14 protein-coding genes are annotated in these 18,247 nt (G+C 57.4%); 11 read left to right on the forward strand and 3 right to left on the reverse strand.

Annotated features, from left to right (window positions below; translation table 11 throughout):
* The first annotated feature begins 11 nt into the window (after nt 1-11).
* The gene (locus IIA05_01215; protein ID MCH9025719.1) at nt 12-1,535 is read left to right on the forward strand and encodes a tetratricopeptide repeat protein; all 1,524 of its coding nucleotides are present in this window, start codon (nt 12-14) and stop codon (nt 1,533-1,535) included.
* Entirely contained in the window at nt 1,535-3,019 is a 1,485-nt protein-coding gene (locus tag IIA05_01220; protein MCH9025720.1) for a tetratricopeptide repeat protein, read from the forward strand. The genes IIA05_01215 and IIA05_01220 overlap by 1 nt, the downstream gene beginning before the upstream one ends.
* A 10-nt stretch (nt 3,020-3,029) precedes the next feature.
* On the opposite strand, the gene IIA05_01225 is transcribed toward IIA05_01220, so the two are convergent.
* Entirely contained in the window at nt 3,030-3,647 is a 618-nt protein-coding gene (locus IIA05_01225; protein ID MCH9025721.1) for a hypothetical protein, read from the reverse strand.
* A 79-nt stretch (nt 3,648-3,726) separates the two neighbouring features.
* A complete protein-coding gene (locus IIA05_01230) occupies nt 3,727-4,392 on the reverse strand; it encodes a hypothetical protein (protein MCH9025722.1) in 666 nt (221 codons plus the stop codon).
* A gap of 273 nt (nt 4,393-4,665) precedes the next feature.
* Between IIA05_01230 and IIA05_01235 the strand changes: the two genes are divergently transcribed.
* From IIA05_01235 to IIA05_01275, 9 genes are read left to right on the forward strand one after another with little or no spacing between them, the layout of a single operon-like run.
* Nucleotides 4,666-6,522, forward strand: a complete 1,857-nt coding sequence (locus IIA05_01235) for a hypothetical protein (protein MCH9025723.1) — start codon at nt 4,666-4,668, stop codon at nt 6,520-6,522.
* Nucleotides 6,522-7,748 carry a hypothetical protein gene (locus IIA05_01240; GenBank protein MCH9025724.1) on the forward strand — a complete coding sequence of 409 codons (1,227 nt, stop codon included), beginning with the start codon at nt 6,522-6,524 and terminating at the stop codon, nt 7,746-7,748. Before IIA05_01235 ends, IIA05_01240 begins: the two co-directional genes overlap by 1 nt.
* Before the next feature lie 15 nt (nt 7,749-7,763).
* Entirely contained in the window at nt 7,764-10,139 is a 2,376-nt protein-coding gene (locus IIA05_01245) for a protein kinase (GenBank protein MCH9025725.1), read from the forward strand.
* On the forward strand, nt 10,121-12,601 hold the full coding sequence (locus tag IIA05_01250) for a PEGA domain-containing protein (GenBank protein ID MCH9025726.1): 2,481 nt from the start codon (nt 10,121-10,123) through the stop codon (nt 12,599-12,601). Before IIA05_01245 ends, IIA05_01250 begins: the two co-directional genes overlap by 19 nt.
* 15 nt (nt 12,602-12,616) lie before the next feature.
* Nucleotides 12,617-12,895, forward strand: a complete 279-nt coding sequence (locus IIA05_01255) for a hypothetical protein (GenBank protein MCH9025727.1) — start codon at nt 12,617-12,619, stop codon at nt 12,893-12,895.
* A gap of 17 nt (nt 12,896-12,912) precedes the next feature.
* Entirely contained in the window at nt 12,913-13,710 is a 798-nt protein-coding gene (locus tag IIA05_01260) for a MotA/TolQ/ExbB proton channel family protein (protein ID MCH9025728.1), read from the forward strand.
* A gap of 14 nt (nt 13,711-13,724) precedes the next feature.
* A complete protein-coding gene (locus IIA05_01265; GenBank protein ID MCH9025729.1) occupies nt 13,725-15,074 on the forward strand; it encodes an FHA domain-containing protein in 1,350 nt (449 codons plus the stop codon).
* 1 nt (nt 15,075) lies between these two features.
* The gene (locus IIA05_01270) at nt 15,076-16,173 is read left to right on the forward strand and encodes a VWA domain-containing protein (protein MCH9025730.1); all 1,098 of its coding nucleotides are present in this window, start codon (nt 15,076-15,078) and stop codon (nt 16,171-16,173) included.
* Between the two features lie 10 nt (nt 16,174-16,183).
* Nucleotides 16,184-17,185: a VWA domain-containing protein gene (locus IIA05_01275; protein MCH9025731.1), complete on the forward strand. Its 1,002-nt coding sequence runs from the start codon at nt 16,184-16,186 to the stop codon at nt 17,183-17,185.
* A gap of 3 nt (nt 17,186-17,188) precedes the next feature.
* Here IIA05_01275 and IIA05_01280 read toward each other — a convergent pair whose 3' ends face one another.
* Nucleotides 17,189-18,238 carry a glycosyltransferase family 9 protein gene (locus IIA05_01280; protein ID MCH9025732.1) on the reverse strand — a complete coding sequence of 350 codons (1,050 nt, stop codon included), beginning with the start codon at nt 18,236-18,238 and terminating at the stop codon, nt 17,189-17,191.
* Nucleotides 18,239-18,247: the final 9 nt, after the last annotated feature.

The raw sequence follows: 18,247 nt of genomic DNA on the forward strand, positions 1-18,247 counted from the left end.
GCGGGTTCGCAATGCCAATCAATCTTTGTCACCGGCCAGCCGCGACTGTGTTTTTGATCGCCGGCATGGTTTTTACTCAGCAAGTCGTCCGATCGGCGGAGTCAGACACCACTGATATCGACAGCGCCCCAACGCCGGTTGTCGAATTCCAGGTACTTTTCACGGCGGGCCGCTATGCGGATGCACTGGCGGTTGCCGCACGCGTGGCCGACCAGGCCTCGGATTACCAGTCCGCAACCCGGGCATCATTGGTTGAGCCGTTGATGAAGCTCGCCATGGTTCAGAAGCGCTCGGGCGATTATCTCATGGCGACTCGAGCGGCTGAGTCAGCCATCGAGTTGATCGAAAGAAATGGCGGGGTGTTCGACCCGGAACTGATCGAGCCACTCATTTTCCTGGCGCAGCTGGAGCAAGACAATGGGCATCACCCGGCGGCACTGGAAAGATTGAACCGGGCGCAACACATTTTGCATCGAGCGGAAGGCGTGATGAGCCATCTGCAGTTGCCGATACTGGCTTATATGACCAAAAGTTATACCGCGATGAAGCAAACAGAAAACACCAACACGATGATCGAGCAGGCCTTTGCTATCAAGTCGCGCGATCTGGACCAGGATTCTATCGAATACGTACCGATTGTACTCGAACAGGCCGAAATCAGAGCCTTTAACGGGCAGTTTCGTAAGGCAAGAGAACTGATTTACTTTGCCATGGAAATTCTCGACCAATCCTTAGCGGAAAATGATCCCGGTTTTGTCGATGCCTTGAATGGTCTGGCGTTCGTTCGTTACCAGGAGCAGGCTAGCAGCAGTGCGAAACCCAAGCTGATCGCGTCCAGCCTGGTAGCCCCACGCATCCGCTTTCCAATCATTGCCCGGACCGCTGAGTCAAACGATGACCGAAGACCTGAGCATACCGATGGCCGAAGACTTAAGCTAGCCGATATCCGGATCCCCACCCAATTCGAACGAGAAATCGTAACGGAACCTCCAATAAGATTACTGTCTCAAGGCCGTAGGGAAGGTACCCGGGCCCTGCAAAAAATGATCCACATCATGGAGCAGCATCGCGAGCGCTTTTCCGCAATCAAGCGTGCGGAGGCCCATATCTGGCTGGGAGACTGGTACATGATTATCCGCAAGCCCGACCTTGCGGACGACTCTTACCGTGCCGCCTGGCAAAGACTTGCCGATGAAGGCCAGGCCACGGACCTGTTGGCAAGCTACTTTGGCCAGCCAAAAAGATTAAAGTACCGCAAACCGGCGATACCGCGAAAAGGTGCGGGTATGTATGAAAATTATGACGGCAAATATGTCGAAGTCAGGTATTCGGTCGATGAAAACGGCAGGGTGCGCAAATTGAAGCTAGGCGATTCCAATTCGCCGGCAGCCATGAATACCAAAGTGCGATCCGCGGTCAAGCGCGCAATTTTCCGGCCAAGATATGAAGACGGACAGGCAGTGGCTACCGATAATTTATTTTTCCGGGAAGAGTTTTCGGGCATGCTGTGGTGGCTGGCCGACGCGACCGACTAATGAATCGGGGCAGTACGAGAATCCGGTACTTTGAGCGACCGGCTGCTGCCATACTCTTGATCATCGTCGCCCTGGTTCCCCATCAGACCGTCCGGTCGGCGGAATCGGGCACGGGCAATTCAGACAACGACCCGGCAGCCGCCCAGGAATTCCAGGGGCTTGCCACATCGAACCAGTCCTCGGATGAAATGGGGTTCGCTTCCCGCATTCTCGGTCAAGGCTTTGAATACGGCGCCGATAGCGGGGAATTACTCATTGAATCGTTGATGAAAGACGCGATGGTTCGGCGACAAGCGGGCGAAAATCTTCGCGCAGAGCGGGCCGCCGGGTTGGCGATTGAACTCATCGAAAGAGACGGTGGCGTGTTCGACCCGGCCCTGGTGGAGCCGCTCGTTTTTCTGGCGCAGTTGCAACAAGACGGTGGCGACCATCCGGCGGCAATCGAGCGATTGAACCGGGCGCAACATATTTTGCATCGGACTGACGGAGTGATGACCAGTCTGCAATTGCCGATCCTGGATCTGATGAACAAAAGCTTTGCCGCGATGGAGCAAGTTGACGAGGTTCGCATGATTACCGAGCTGAACTATGCCATCAATGTGCGTCATCTGGACAAGAGTTCTCTCGAGTTTGTGCCATTTATCCTCGACCAGGCCGAATACAAAGCCAGTATCTGGCAGTTTCGAGTGGCAAGAGAACTGTATTCGGATGCGCTGGGAATTCTTGAGCAATCCTTGTCGAAAAACGATCCGGGTTTTGTCGATGTCTTGAATGGCCTCGCGTCTGTTCGCTACCAGGAGCAGTTGTACGGCGTGCCCGGTTCCCGGCTGATTGCGCGTCGGACGGCATCGACGATTCAGACCTCGAACAAAGAGATGCAGAGTACCCTGCATATCGGAAAGATCCTTGGGCGAGAATGGGGCCCGAAACTTTCGCCTAAACGCGGTCGCAAGGAAGGCACCCGGACGCTGCAGACGGTGATTGGCATCATGGAAGCACATCCCGAGCGCTTTCCCGCGGTTCGGCGTGCGCAGGCCCATCTCCGGTTGGGAGACTGGTATATGGTGATTCGCAAGCCCCGTCTCGCAGATGGCGCATACCGCAGCGCCTGGCAATTATTTGCCGATGAAGCAGATGCTGCGAAATTGCTGGCAAGCAACTTTGGCCAACCGAAAAAATTGAAATACTCCAAGCCGTCCTTGCCGCGCTCCGGTCCGGGCAGGTACGAAAATTACGACCACCGATATGTCGTAGTCAGCTACTCGGTAAACGAAGAAGGCGCAGTGCGCAACCTGAGGTTTGTCGAGTCAAATGTTCCCGCGGCGATGAACCTGAAAATGCGAGACGCCGTCAAGCGGGCCATTTACCGGCCACGTTACATAAACGCACAAGCGGTGGTTACCGACGATTGTTATTTACGGCAAGAATTCTCCGGCACTGCATACGAAGTGCATCAGCGAGCCTCCGGGGAGCCTGTGCAGTAGGAATACCCGTTTACCCGCCTTCGGTCAGAAAGGATTGGATCTGCTTCGCCAAGCCGTTGCAGGCGACCTTGGCGGTTCGTGCTATCAGCGGGATCGGAATGACCAGCGCCGGCATGTAGGACGTACCCTTGGCGTCCGCGCTGATGATGCCAGCCACTTGCTGTCTCTTCAGATCCCAGATCGATGCCTCATAGCTCGATTCTTTTTCGCGCCAGGTAATCCCCAGGCAGCCTCCGCCGGCTGCGCCAAATGCGCAGGTCATCGTCCCGCCCTGGTCCAGTGTTTCGGTGCTGCCATCGATCCAGATGACATAGCGCACCCCGATGTCGTTGATACGCTCCAGAACCCCGGGTTTGGCGAACAGGGCGGGCAATTCATAGGGGTTGTTTGGCGCCAGCCGTGGCTCGAAGTAGGGAAACATCAGATCGATGAATTTCGCCTGTTCGGTTATACGCAAGGGGTTCTTGCTCGATTGCAGTTTTTTCGAGACGCATTCGGTAAAAGACTTTTCGGTTTCCTGCGCCGTATGTGTTCGCCGGGTCAAAACGACTACTGATTCAAATTCCTGGATGGCCTCGGCGGGTTGGTTATCGGCAACGTGCCGAAATTCTTCGATCCGGGAACTCACGCAGGCGCCCAGCATGGCAACGCATGCGCACAGTCCCGCCAAAATGACAGGCCGGGTATGGAAAGTTTTTATTGCGTATTTACTCAGAATTTGCCTCTCCCCGGCTTTGCGCAATGGCACTCGATGCCCTGTCAATATACCTGGTTACACCGGGTTGCCGTGGAAAATCAAGGGTCAGGCTTGCCGCCGCATCGCGTAACGCGACCATCAGCGCCTCTTTGACCGATTCTTTCTTGTGCAGCGGGTACTCGGGCGCTTTGCCGTACGCGTTGATGATCCAGTCAGCGACCAGGTCTCCCTCGGGCGAAAAAACGTCGATCTGGTACTTGAACGAAATCGAGAAAAATTCCAGGGGCGTTGCCGAAGGATCGAGCAAACCGAAATCGACAAACGAAGGCACGACGATCAGGTCGACATTCTCAACCGTTGCGCCAGCGCTCGGTTTGTCCTCCAGTACAACGACCTGGTCGCTTAAATTGACAAAAACCTGGCTGAACATTTGCACGCTGGCTGTGCCCAGGTGCACTTTCCAGTCGTTTCTCTGGTAGAGCACTTCTTCGGGTGTGTAGTTTTCGAATTCCGGCGCAAAATACAAGCCGACGCTCAGCGGGACCCTTTCGCCCAGCGGCGCCGGAAAACTGCCGCTGACCTCGATGATATTGACGCAGGCGGCCAGGAATGCTGCTGAGAGGGCGAGAAAACCAAGCCGGAAAAAGGCTGAAGAAAATAAATTCTTTAATTTCATAAAGTTACTTGCTTCATTTAAAGTAAACTCAAACGCAGCCCCGCGCGACGCCCTTTTCCCTCGGTCTTCGTTCAAATACGAACCGCAGATAGCTGAATAGTTCCGCCCGTTGTCGTAGAACTTTAACCGCCAATCCAGTCTAATCAAGGGAGTGTAGCTTACTGGCCAGCAAAGCGTTCTTGTGGCCAGGGGAAGCGGGCGAGTATCCTTGGGGCCGCGGGCAATCGCGGAAATGGTTGATTTGGCTTTTTGCAAGCCAAGGGCAGGCTCACTATGAATAGCAAACGCTTAAGCAGAATCTGGGTACCGGTAGTTGCCGGTTTAATATTGACTGGCTGCGCAACGACGCAGCAACAATCTCAATCGCAAAGTCAGAGTCAGTCAAAGTCGCAAAGCCAGAGTCAGGCGCCGTCGCAGCCTCAGCTGCCATCGCCGAGCCAGAGTCAGGCTCAATCGCCATCGCAGCCTCAGTTGCCGTCGCCGAGCCAGAGTCAGGCTCAATCGCCATCGCAGCCTCAGCTGCCGTCGCCGAGCCAGAGTCAGGCTCAGGCGCAAAGTCAGGCAAGCTCATCGAGCGAGGCCTCCGCCAGTTCAACTTCCTCCCAGGGCGGGGAAAGTTCGGCGCAGGCAGATGCAAGCTACAGTGATGCCAGCGAGTCTGCAGCCAGCAGCGCTGCATCCGATGCGGCCGATTCAGCGGGCGATGAAACGGAGGCACAGTCCGGCGACGAAGCGATGCGGGTAGCGGAGCAGGCGATCGAGGCCGCGAACGAGGCACTGGAAGAGGCCTCTGTTGCAGTCGCCGAAGCGGCCGCGCAGTCCGCTGATGCAGCCCGGGTTGCGGCAGGTCAACCCGGCGCCACCGGGGAAGATTCGACGACCGAGGACGCAGCGAGCGGCGAGGAGAATTTACAGGCGGCCGCAGAGGCAACGGAGGGCGCTCGCCAGGCTTTGCAGGGCCTGGTAGACATGATCGCCGCATCGCAAATGGCGGCGGGCGGGATCGGCGGCGCGACCGGCGCCGACAGCGACCAGATGGATGATGCCAGCGGCAGTCTGCCCGGGGATATTGGCAGTCCTGAATACCAGGAGGCATTAAAGAAAGCAGTTGGCGAGGCGCTGAGCGAAGCCGCCCGGCAAATAGAGAAAGCCAGCGGTGCACTGGCCGAGGCGGCCCGGCAATCCCAGGGCGATGAGTGGGCCGATTCCGAGCCGAGATCGGCTGCCGCGGGCAGCGAACAATCCGGTCAGCGTGCAGAATCGCAGGGTGCGAGCAATGATGTCTCCGGCGATGAGTTGGCAGTCAGGCTGGCCGAAATGCAGGGACTGGCGCAGGTCATGAACGCAATCAACGAAGGCATGCAGGCGGCAGAGCTGGGAGGCCTTTCAGCGGTAAACCGCCAGGCCTCCACGCGGCTGATTCTTGAAGGCGATGTGACGGCCAGCCCGGGCAGTATTCTTTTGCCGGGTGGAATAGAGCTCCCGCTTGGCCTGGGTTTGCCCGGGGTGCTGGGTAGGCCGATTGGCGACGGCGGCGATATGCCCGGTGCGGTCGTAGTCGCCGGCGGGGGCTTCGAATCCGGCAACAATCAGCGGGTGTTTGACGATGGCCAGGGCTCTTCAGGCAGCGGTAGCGGAGCGGTTGTGATTATTGCCGGCGCGCAATCGAGCAGTGACCGGGTCGCTGTGCTGGACACCAGGTTGTCAGGGTCGTTGACTATTTTCGATGGCATAATTCTGGCCAGCCAGGGATCCAAGATGGGATCGTCCGTTGGCGCCGGGGGTGGTTTTGGTGAACCGGGCCAGGAAACCGGTATTGGCGACGCGAGCGGGCAACCGGGTTTCGAGGGTGAGGGGCCGATGATTGCCGGTTCGGGGCAGACCGCTGGCGATGCGGCCGAGGGCCGCGACCAGACCAGCCTGGCAAGGGGCAAGGATACCGGACCCGGTGGCCGGCAAAGCGGCGGCGATGCCCTGCTGAACCCGCCGCCGGAGGGTGTTCCCGATGGCAGCGATGACGATATTGTCGCCAGGCAGTTGCGCGAGGCGGCGGAAAATGAGAGCGATCCTGAACTCAGGGACAAACTTTGGGATGAGTATCTTGCATACAAGAAGGCGACCGGGCAGTAATGACCCCCAGGAAATTCAATATCGCCATTGTTCTGTCGATGCTGGCTTTTGCGGGCGGCTGTGTTCAGCACCAAATCATCAAGGCGAACCCGACGAGGCTCCAGACAGCCAGCCAGGACATTCCTGACTCGACGGTCCTTGATGTTGGGGTGGCGATTTTTGATCCGGGTGTTGCGGATGATCTTGGGGTACGCGAGGAGCAAGAGGAAAGCCGCAACATTTTCCCTGAAGTCCGCAAGGCGGAGGCTCGCTACATGGCATTCCAGCTGAAGCGGGTGCTGGAAAATTCCGGTAGCTGGGGCGCGGTCAGGGTTTTGCCAAAGGCTTCAAAGGGCACCGATTTGATGATTTTCGGTAAAATACTCTCGTCCGACGGGGAAGTGCTCAAACTCAGGGTTACCGCCGTCGATGCGACCGGGCACCGGTGGCTGGATAAAAAATACGAGGATCGGGCGAGCAAATATGCCTACAAGGACTACGTTCCGTCTCGAGGCGACCCGTTTCTCGATCTTTATAATTCGGTCGCCAACGATTTGCTGGCCATCCACCAGCAGATGACGGTCGGCCAGCTTGAAAATATTCGTCGCGTCGCCGAGCTCAGGTTCGCCGGCGATCTGTCGGCCGAAGTTTTTGGCGATTATCTTGTGGAGCGTAAAGGATTATACGAGGTTCGCCGATTGCCATCGGTGGACGACCCCATGGTCGCCAGGATGCTGCGCATCCGCCAGCGCGAATACATGTACATCGATACACTGGACGAGTATTACGCGGACTTGTACCGGCAGATGGATCAGCCGTACGCGGATTGGAGAAAATTCACCTTCGAAGAAGCGCAGGCGTTGCGCGAGCTCAAAGCTGCCGCCAGAAACCGGAAGCTCGCTGGCCTGGCGATGATAGTCGGCGGGGTTGTCGTGGACAGTAAATCGAATACGCAGGCGGCCAGGATAGCGGGCGCCAGTGGCGTGATCGGGGGAATCGCCGTTTTCAAAAGCGGCATGGACAGGGGCAAGGAAGCGAAACTCCATTTTGAAGCGATGAAGGAGCTGGGCGAGTCCATGGAAGCGCAGGTCGCGCCGATGGTGGTCGAGGTCGAAGGCCAGACGATCGAACTGACCGGGAGCGTGGATGCGCAATTCGATGAGTGGAGAGTCATCCTCCGGGATATCTATGCCGCAGAAACCGGTATTATTGTGGGAGAACTGGATACAGCCCTCGATCCGGGCTAGGCAGACTTCCATACGATGAGGGAATATCAAAAGGGGCAGCACTTATCTGGCCGTTTCACCCTGATCACTCTCTTGGGGCAGGGGGGCATGGGTGAAGTCTGGCTGGCCAAAGACGACCACCTTGCGCGTGATGTAGCGCTGAAAATCCTGAGCCCCGCATTGGCCGCAAACCCGGCCATGGTTGAACTGTTGCGCGACGAATGTCGCCTGACCCGACAAATGGTGCATCCCAACATCGTTCGGGTTCATGAATTCCACAGCGATGGCGACAGCCACTTTATCTCCATGGAATATGTCGAGGGAGACAGCCTGGAAGCGCTGGCTGGCCGCCATCATGAAGTCTGGCTGCCGGTGTTGCTACCGGCGCTGGATGCGCTCGAATACGCACACCAGGCTGGCATGGTGCACCGCGATATCAAGCTCAGCAACGTGTTGTACACCGCCAACGGGGAGGTCAGGCTATGCGACTTTGGCATCGGCGGGATTATCGGCAAGCAAAGCGATGCATTTCCTGGCGGGTCGCCGTTTTCGGCCAGCCCCCAGCAGCTTGATGGTCAGCCAGGTTCGATCGGCGACGATATTTACGCGGTTGGCGCGATGATCTACGCCTTGATGTCCGGGAAGCCTCCCTTTTATGCGGACCCGGACCAGAAAAAGATTGCCGGCCAGGTGCCGCCGCCGCCGAAGACGGATTACCCACCGCCGGACGGGCTCGTGGAGTTGGTGATGCGCATCCTGGCCAAGGACCCACTGGAGCGGCCCGATTCGATCGGTGAGGTGCGGGAACTGCTTGCCGACATCACTGGCGTCAGTTCGGCCACCACGCGGCCACCCGGTGAGTTGGCCAGCACCGGCAGCGGTACCGGCAAAATCGTAGCGATTCGACGGCAGCACAATGTGCCCGGAAGCGACCGGCCAGGATCAGGCCAGGAAGATCTGCCGAGCAGATCCTGGCTGCCCGGTCTGGCGATGGCCCTGCTGTTGCTCATTGCTGCGGTGGTGTTCCTCTACCTGCCCAGCCAGGTTGCGAAGCGCGAGCCGGTGCCCGGAGTTGAAATTCAATGGCCGACCGATGAGATCGCCGAGGAGCAGCCCCCGGCTGCAGTTGCCGATACTCCATCCTCTGCCGATAAGCGGCTCGCGCCTTACGAACAGGCGCAGGCGACCCGCGACCGCGAGGAAGCGGAACTCCTGGTGGCGCGGCTGCTGCGCCGGCAGATTGCCCTGGAAGACCAGGCGGTTCATTTGTGGGCCGGCGATGAATTCAATGCGGCGGTTGAGCTGGTTCGGAGCGCCGACAGCCTGTTCCACAAGGATGACTATGCCAGCGCGCTGAACGCCTATCAAACCGCGCTGGATGAAATCGACCGTCTGTCAGGGCAGGTTGACGGCGTATTGAATGCTGCGCTCGAGGACGGCGGACAGGCGTTGCTCGATGGCGATCCGGAGACAGCGCAACTGAATTTTGAACTGGCCGCGGCGATCGATCCGGACAACCTCGATGCTTCACAGGGTCTGAGCCGAGCGGCCACTGTCGAACAGGTCCTGGCGCTGATGGCGGTGGCCGAGGCAAAGGCCGCGGATGGCGATTTGTTGGGCGCGAAGCAGAGCTACCAGGAATTGCTGGCCATCGACGCCGAATGGCAGCCGGCAAAGACAGCGTTGGGGCAACTGAATCGCAGCCTGGCGATGCAAAATTACAGCAGGCAGATGTCCGCCGGCTTCGCCAGCCTGGCCGACAACAGACTGCATAGAGCCCGGGACGCATTTCGGTCGGCTTTGCGAATGAGACCGGGTTCGGAAGACGCCCAGGATGGCCTTTCCCAGGTCGAGGCGGCGATAAAACTGGCCGAAATTTCACGCTTGCGGACGCAAGCGGAAGCGTACGCCGTTGTTGAGCAATGGCCGCTGGCGCTCAACGATTATCAATCCGCTTTAAAGCTCGATCCGAATCTTGTTTTTGCCCGCGATGGAGAAGCTCGCGCACAGAAAATGGTTCGTATCGACAAGGAATTCGCGCTCTACGTGGTGCAACCCGATCGGCTGGGAGAGGACAACGTTTACCAGGCGGCCTTGGGATTCCTCGAACAGGCTCGTTTGCTGGCCGACCCGGGACCACGTTTGCAGGCCCAGTTGCTCCAACTCCAGGTTCAGCTCCAGGTTGCACGAATCCCCGTCAGGGTAGACCTGGTCTCGGATCAAATGACGGAAGTATTCATAAACCGGATTGGCAAGATCGGCACATTTGCCAAGCACGCGGTGCGACTGGTACCGGGTAAGTACACGCTGATCGGTACACGCGACGGTTATCGTGATGTTCGGCAGCAACTGGTAGTCCAGCCGGGCATCTCGCCGGAGCCGGTACTGATCCGTTGCGAGGAAAAGATTTGACTGCCGATGGCGATAAGGAAGCCGGTTTTTCCGAATTGTTTCTGGTGGTCGATGAATCCGGCCGGGTTGCCATGGCCCCCGCCGCGCCGGCGGATGAACAGGCAATACTGGCCAGGTTTTCCGCAACGGTCGGGCAGGTCCGGGTTTGCGTTCAATCTGCGGCGGTTCCGGTGTTGTGCAATGGCGCAAGGCTGACCGAGGCGCGGGTACTGAAAAACGGGGATCGACTCCGCGCCGGCGATCTGGCTTTGAATTTCGTTGTGGACGGTCGTGGCGGAATTTTGTACCAGCAGGCCGCGGACGAAAACGCGACCCTTCCCCCCGGTAGTAACGAAGCGCAAGAGAAAAAAGTCTGGTTGCTGTTGGCGGGCCCACGAGACGAAGGCATCAGCGAGGAGATCCGGCTGCCGGCGGCGGATCAGACCGGCACGAAAATCTCGCCCGGGCGGTACCTCAAAAGTGCAGATACCGGCAGCGGAAAAAAACGCCTGGCGGTGTTGCCACTGGCAATCGGAGGGGTTTTCGTTTTGCTGGGCCTGGTCGCCGGTTTTATGTTTTCGGCAACGGCAGTCCGCATCGTCATCGATCCGGCGCCTGACAGCATCGACGTGGATGGCAAATGGGTTAGCCTGGAACTCGGGGGCCGTTATCTTCTGCTGCCTGGGAAAGCCAGGATCAGCATACAAAAATCGGAATATTACCCTTTGCAAGAAACCTTTGAGGTTGAACGAAAGGCCAACCAGGAAGTGTCTTTCCGGTTGACCAGATTACCCGACCTTTTTGAGATTCTGAGCGAACCTGCCGGTTCCGCATCCGTGCAAATCGATGGGAAACCGGTGGGTCGGACCCCTTTGACAGAGTTGGTCCTGCATGCGGGTGAGCATGAACTGCTGGTCACGGCGGAGCGGTTCCTGGATTATCGCGAGACGGTTCAGGTGGCAGGCGGTGGCAAGCGCAAGGTGATCACCGTCAATCTGCAACCGGCCTGGGCAAAGGTGGAACTCATTACAACGCCCGCCGGCGCCCGGATTTTCGTGGACGATCAGGAAATTGGCAGCACACCATTGTCGGTGGAGATGCTGCAAGGCTCACGACAACTAAGGATCAGCAAGACCGGTTTCAAAACCTGGCGGGAAAACATCAAGATAACCGCCGGAGAACATCAGAGGCTGCCGATAATACTGACCAGGGCCGATGGCAAGGTGGCCATTCGTACAGATCCGCCGGGCGCAAGCGTAACCATCGATTCGCAGTATCGCGGGCGTACGCCATTGAACATTGCGCTGGCCCCGGATCGGGAATATCAGGTGACCTTTAGCTTGTCTGGTTATCAGAAAGCGTCCCGCAGCATCTCCGTACGCTCCGATCGGGATGCCAGCGTGCTGGTCAATCTGCGTGCTTTGCTTGGCATGGTTGATATTCGCAGTGAGCCCGCCGGTGCCACGATAAAAATAGACGGAGTCGAGCGCGGCCAAACCAACCTGAAGCTGCAGTTGTCTGCGCTGCCGCACCTGGTCGAGTTTTCCAAACCTGGCTATGCACCGTATCACGCCAGGGTGACGCCCAGACCAGGTTTCGAACAACAGCTCGTTGCCCGGCTGAGGACGCTGGACCAGGCTCGCTGGGATGCGATACCGACGACCATAAAAACCGCTCTCGGCCAGTCGCTCAAGCTGGTGCGCGGGGGCAGGGTGGATATGGGTGCCCCACGCCGCCAGATGGGCAGACGCGCCAACGAAATTCAGTATCCGGTGAAACTGGTGCGCGCATTTTACCTCGGCACGCACGAGGTCACCAATGCGGATTATCGCCGCTTCCAACCGGAGCATAAATCGGGCGCCGTGAAAACGACCAGTTTGAACCAGGGCAGCCATCCGGTCGTGCAGATAAGCTGGCAGGATGCCGTAAAATTTTGTAACTGGCTGAGCAAAAAGGGCGGCTTGCCAGCCGCCTATATAGAAAAGGACGAAAAAATGGTGGCGGTCAGCCCGCTGAATACCGGGTACCGTTTGCCGAGCGAAGCCGAGTGGGCTTTCGCGCAGCGAATGGCGGATGACGGCGTCAGGAAAATGTATCCGTGGGGAGATGCGCTGCCGCCCGATGACGGTTCGGGCAACTTTGCCGATGTCTCGGCGAGACCCGTTTTATCCGCGGTAATCGAGAAATACGACGACCAGTATCTCGCCACCGCGCCGGTGGGGCAATTCGATGCCAATGTGGCAGGCTTTTATGATCTTGCGGGTAATGTCGCCGAATGGACGCATGACTACTATTCTGCGGATCCATTGATGACCGGGCAGCTTACTATCGATCCGTTCGGACCGGTCAACGGGGAGTATCATGTGGTCAGGGGATCCAGCTGGACATCGGCCGAGATAAGCGAGTTGCGGGTCAGCTATCGGGATTACGGCAGCGAACCCCGACACGATCTCGGCTTTCGACTGGCACGATACCTTGAATAAGCGGAATCTTGGAAGATGAATAAAAAGGTCTGGCTGTTAACCTTGGGGGCGCTCGTATCGGCACAGTTTCTTTTTGCGCCGCGGCTTGCCGCGCAGGATTATGATGCCGAGCCACCGCCTGAGCAGGAGGCGCGCGAAGAAACGGTCCCGGCCGATCCTGGCGGGGAATCGTCGGCTGAGGAGGATTCGAAAATCAGGCAGGATTCTGCGCAAACGATTGACGATCTGGACAGTTTTGTGCCCAGCGTAGAGATTTCCAGCGACTTGTCCATTTCCTATCCAGTAGATATCTGAACAGACCAGGGGTAGACATGACACGACGATGGCCAGTTGAATTTCTTTACCAGATATTTTCCCTGATTGTCGCGGTGATCGTCGTGCATGCGACCTATGTATCGATGATCAGACCGCAAGCCGATGCCATATTGCTTGAGCGGGAAATCCTGATGGAGCGGGACGCGCTCTACGTTCCGCCACGATCCCTGTACGTCATCATCAGGGATTTCGAGCAGGAAACCTGTTTTATCCTGATGCTTTGGGCATTCGCCTTGATGGGCTACAAGGCCGTGGCAACCAGCAAGGAGCGCAGTTTTGTGTTCGAGAAACTGATCGATGTCGGCGAAGGCATGAGCATCCTGCCGGAAGATACCCGCGAATACGCCAGATCGCTGGAGGCCATGGGTCCTGAACAGCAGCGCCGGCTGTTGCCGCGCGCGTTGCTGACGGCCCTGCACCGGTTCCGCTCGACCAAAAGCATTCAGGATGTATCCACGGCGGTAAAAAATATCTGTGATACGGAGTATGAGCGGATGGACACCGAGTTATCGATGGTGCGCTATCTCGCCTGGGCAATCCCATCGGTCGGTTTTATCGGCACCGTGCGTGGCATCGGGCAGGCGCTGGGTCGAGCCAACGAGGCCGTGGCTGGCGATATCAGCGGCGTGACCCAGTCACTGGGCGTCGCCTTTAATTCGACTTTTGTCGCCCTCGTTATCAGCATCGTCCTGATGTTTTTGTTGCATCAGTTGCAAGAAGCGCAAGAACGGCTGGTTCTCGACTCACAGAACTATGTCGATGAGCAACTGATACGGTACCTGCAGGTTCGATAATCCCGGAGATGTCATTGTCTGATCTGGTACTGGAAATCAACGATATCGGTCTTGCTGTCAGCGATGGCAAGCGAACGCTGTTGTACAGCCCGGCTTGCGCGCTGCTTGACGGCAATCATATCGTGGTCGGCAAGGAGGCAATTGCTAACTCCAGGCTCAGGCCGTTGTGGACCAACAACCGTTTCTGGAGCCGCCTCGACCAGGAGCCACTGGCAAACCCATCGGGTCGTTTCCAGACCAATGCGGATCTGGCGCACGCGCATCTCGAACATATCTGGCATGAGCTGAGCAGACCTGCGGATAGCCGACTGGTCATCGTGGTTCCGAGCACCTGGGATCAGGCGCAGATGGGCTTGTTGCTGGGGATTACCGCGGATCTGAATATTCCGGTCAGCGGGATGGTCGATTCCGCGGTTGCGGCTGGCGTGTCCCTGGACCCGGATGTTCCGGGTTTGCACCTCGATCTGCAACAGGGAAAATTTGTACTGACTGAATTGGAGGGCGGTCCGCAGCTTTCGCGTAAGAGTGTTTTCGTCGTCTGCGAAACAGGACTGTCCGCGATCAGGGATGCCTGGGCCGATATTATCGCCGACGTTTTTGTTCGCCAGACCCGCTTCGATCCCATGCATGTAGCCAGGACCGAGCAACAACTATTCAACAAGCTGGATGGCTGGCTGGCCGATATCGAAGCACAGGGAAGCGCGGCCCTGGAAATGAACGCGGGTGAAAAATCCTATACCGTGCAGTTGACCGGCGATCAGCTTTTGCCGGCGAGTTTGTCCGTCTATCCGCAAATCGTTCAGCAAATCAGGCCCCGGGCCAAGGGCATACTTGCGCTCAGCCATCGGCTGGCTGATTTCCCTGGCCTGAAGGACAGTCTTGCCCTGATCGCTGGTCTTGAGCTCAGATGGCTGGATGAAAGTGCGGCAGCGCGAGGGGCGCTTGCCCAGACCGCCGTATATGCGGCGGATCCGGATACGCAGGACGTCACTTTCCTGACCAGCCTGCCGCTAGCTGCGGACTCTTCGAGCGCAAACGCCTCCGTGGCGCATGATTTATTACCGAGCCACCTTCTGTATCGTGCGCGCGCCTATCCCCTGGACAAGGGGCCGCTGGTGCTTGGGGCAGACCCAAAATCCTCCTCTGACAGGACGATCACGCTGGTCGGCATACTGGATGGCGTGTCCCGGCAGCATTGCACGATAGAACAGGTGAACGGGCGGACCAGGGTCGAAGATCATTCAAGTTACGGGACCTTTGTCAATGACCGAGCGGTTAATGGTTCCGCGGATCTGGTCCTCGGCGATGTCATTCGCATGGGCTCTCCGGGCGAAACCGCGCAACTGATTGGCCTGAGCAAATAAAATGGCGCGACGGAAGAGACCGGTCAATGTATTCAATCTGGCCTTTCTGGATGTGATGTCGTGCGGCTTTGGAGCGGTCATCCTGGTTTTCCTGATCATCAATCATTCGACCGAGAGGAACAAAGCAGAGGTCAACGTCGAGTTGTTGTCAGAGGTCGAGCGAATCGAAGAGCAGATTCTCGAGGGGGATGAATATCTTATCCAGGTCAAGAACACCGTCAAGATTCTGCAACAGAAGAACACGGCTACCGATGGTCTTGCCGATACTGTCGAGGACAACCTGCAAAAAATTCGCGTGGAACTCGCGAGACTCGATCAGGATTCCCTCGCGGCCGAGGACAGCATCAACAAATTGAAGTCGGATCTGCAGGCACAGGAAGTGGAACGCCGCCGGCTCGAAGGGGGCGTTGAAGAGGGTGAGCGCAAAGGTGAGAATATTCGCTCTTTCATAGGCGAAGGCAACCGTCAGTATCTGACCGGGATGCAGATGGGCGGGCAGCGGGTGCTGATTCTCCTCGACGCGTCGGCGAGTATGCTCGATGAGACTATCGTCAATGTCATACGCCGCAGAAACATGCGCACGGAACAAAAACTCGCTGCGAGAAAGTGGCGCAGGGCGGTCAGGACAGTGGACTGGCTGGCGGCACAGATTCCACCCGGCAGCCAGTTTCAAATCTATACCTTTAACACGGCTGCGACCCCGCTGGTCGAAGGGACCCGCGGCCGCTGGCTGGCCGCGGGAGACGGCAGCGATCTTAACCGTGCGGTCGAGAACCTGGGTCATGTGGTGCCCGAAAAAGGCACCAGCCTGCACGCGGCGTTTCAGGTGATTAATTCGCTGAGCCCGCGCCCCGACAACGTATTCTTGCTGGTCGATGGCCTGCCGACCCAGGGCGAAAATATCAAGAAGCAAGGGGTCGTTACCGGCAGGCAGCGGGAACGATTGTTCAGGCGGGCCCTGCGTATCTTGCCCGCCAATATTCCGGTTAATGTCATATTGTTTCCGATGGAGGGCGACCCGGCCGCTGCCTCCGAATACTGGCAACTGGCGCAGGTAACCAGTGGCTCGTTTCTGAGTCCGTCACGAGACTGGCCGTAGGAGGGCTGGTATGCGCAAGCGCAAATACACAGAAGGAATCAGCATCGCTTTTCTCGATGTCATCGCTTGCGGATTTGGCGCGGTAATCCTGATGCTGATCCTGACCAAGGTTTTTGAGCCGATCATCATTGAAGAAACCGCGATAGAACTGGTGGGCGTACTCGAGGAAAAGGAACGCCGGCTTTACGATATTCGCGGCGAGACCAGCATCCTCAATCGCGAGATGATTTCGCGCGAGGACCAGTTGTCGGTCGCGCGGCAACGCCTTGCACGCCTACAGGCGGAACTGTCGGAAATCCAGGGGCGGTTTGTCGCATCCAGCCAGGATGCCGAGATAAGCAATATTATCGAGGGCAAGCTGGCCGCTGCGCGGCAGTCCCTGACCGCGGAGATGAGGCGCCTGCTGGTTCAATACAACGAAATAAAAGACAACAACGTGATCGGCGGGATTCCGATCGATAGCGAATACATTATTTTCATTATTGACACATCCGGGAGCATGTATAACTACGCTTGGCCCCTGATGCTGGAAAAGGTACGCGAAACGCTGGAAGTTTATCCCCAGGTCAAGGGCATACAGGTCATGAACGACATGGGGCAGTTCATGTTCAGCCGCTATGCGGGCAAATGGATTCCGGACACGCCGGGGCGGCGGCGCGCGATCATCGAGCGGCTGCGCACCTGGAATGCGTTTAGCAACTCGAGTCCTGTCGAAGGCATCACCAAGGCAATCGCAACCTTCTATGCGCCCGACAAGAAAATCAGCCTGTATGTGTTGGGCGACGAGTTTACCGGTCGTTCGATCGACGCGGTACTAAAGACCATCCGCGTGATCAATCGGCGGGGCCGCGATGGAAAAAGGCTGGTTCGAATCCATGCGATCGGTTTCCCGGTTCAATTCATCAGGCCGGCGCATTTGCAAACCACGGGCATAAGGTTTGCTACGTTGATGCGCCTGATGTGCGAACAAAATGGAGGCACATTTGTGGGCCTGCCCGATCACCGGACTTGATTGTTAATCTGACAACAGTTGGTCCAGTATCGCCGTAACCTGTTTTAGCTGGATCCGGTCCATCGCTTTTGGCGAATGAATTCTCATGCCCCATCTGGCCTCTGCTACCGAGAGTCCATACTCCGCCTGCAGTGCGTCACGGTATTCGTTGATCAACCACTTTCTGCTGAGGTATGGCGCTGCACGGTCGGGGTTGGTCGATGCGAACAAGCCGATAACCGGTGTGCCAACCGCCGTTGCCATGTGCCCGGGTCCGGAATCCGGGCATATCAACGTACTTGCCCTGGTGAGGATCGCCAGCAATTGACGCAGAGTAGTTTGGCCGACCAGGTTCACCGGCTTGGTTCTGCATTCGCCAACAATCGTTGCGGCCATCGCTTTTTCCGCTGCTGAGTTTCCACCGCTCAGAATCACTGTAGCCTGCCAGTGATCGGCGGCATGATCGGCAACGGCTGCATATCGTTCGGGCAGCCAGTTGCGATGGTTCAGTCTTCGGCCTCGCAGCATGCTGCTGCATGGAGAAATCACGACGGACGGTCGATCAGCGGGGATTAACTTTTCAGCAAACCCAAGTTCCTCAGCAGACAAGGGAATATCCCAGCGCATCGAGCGTCCTGTTATGCCCAATGTTTCGGCAAACCCGAAGAACGAATCCATGACATGTTGCCGGTTGCGGGCTTTTATTTGCTCCTTGGTAAATAGCCATTGCAGGTCTCTTGCCCTGGCTCGATCGAAGCCCAGACGCCGATCGGACTTCACCTGCGCGCTTGCCAGATTGGCTCGCATCGATGGATGCATGTGCAACAACAGATCGAATCGTCTATTTATGAGCTTTCGACGAAGTTGGCGTAAGCCATTGAAACCTTGAGATTTATCTATAACCAGAAATTCAATATCCGGGATACTGCCCAGCAGGCCGAATTCTGTACCGCCGATGATCCAGGTGAACCGGGTATGCGGCCAGGCATCCTGCAGCGTACGAATGACGGGCAATGCGTGACAACAATCACCGAGCGCCGAGAGTCTGACGATGCAGACAGTCGCCGGCACCATTGCCGAATT

This window comes from Pseudomonadota bacterium, from assembly GCA_022572885.1.
Taxonomy (GTDB): domain Bacteria; phylum Pseudomonadota; class Gammaproteobacteria; order Steroidobacterales; family MnTg04; genus MnTg04.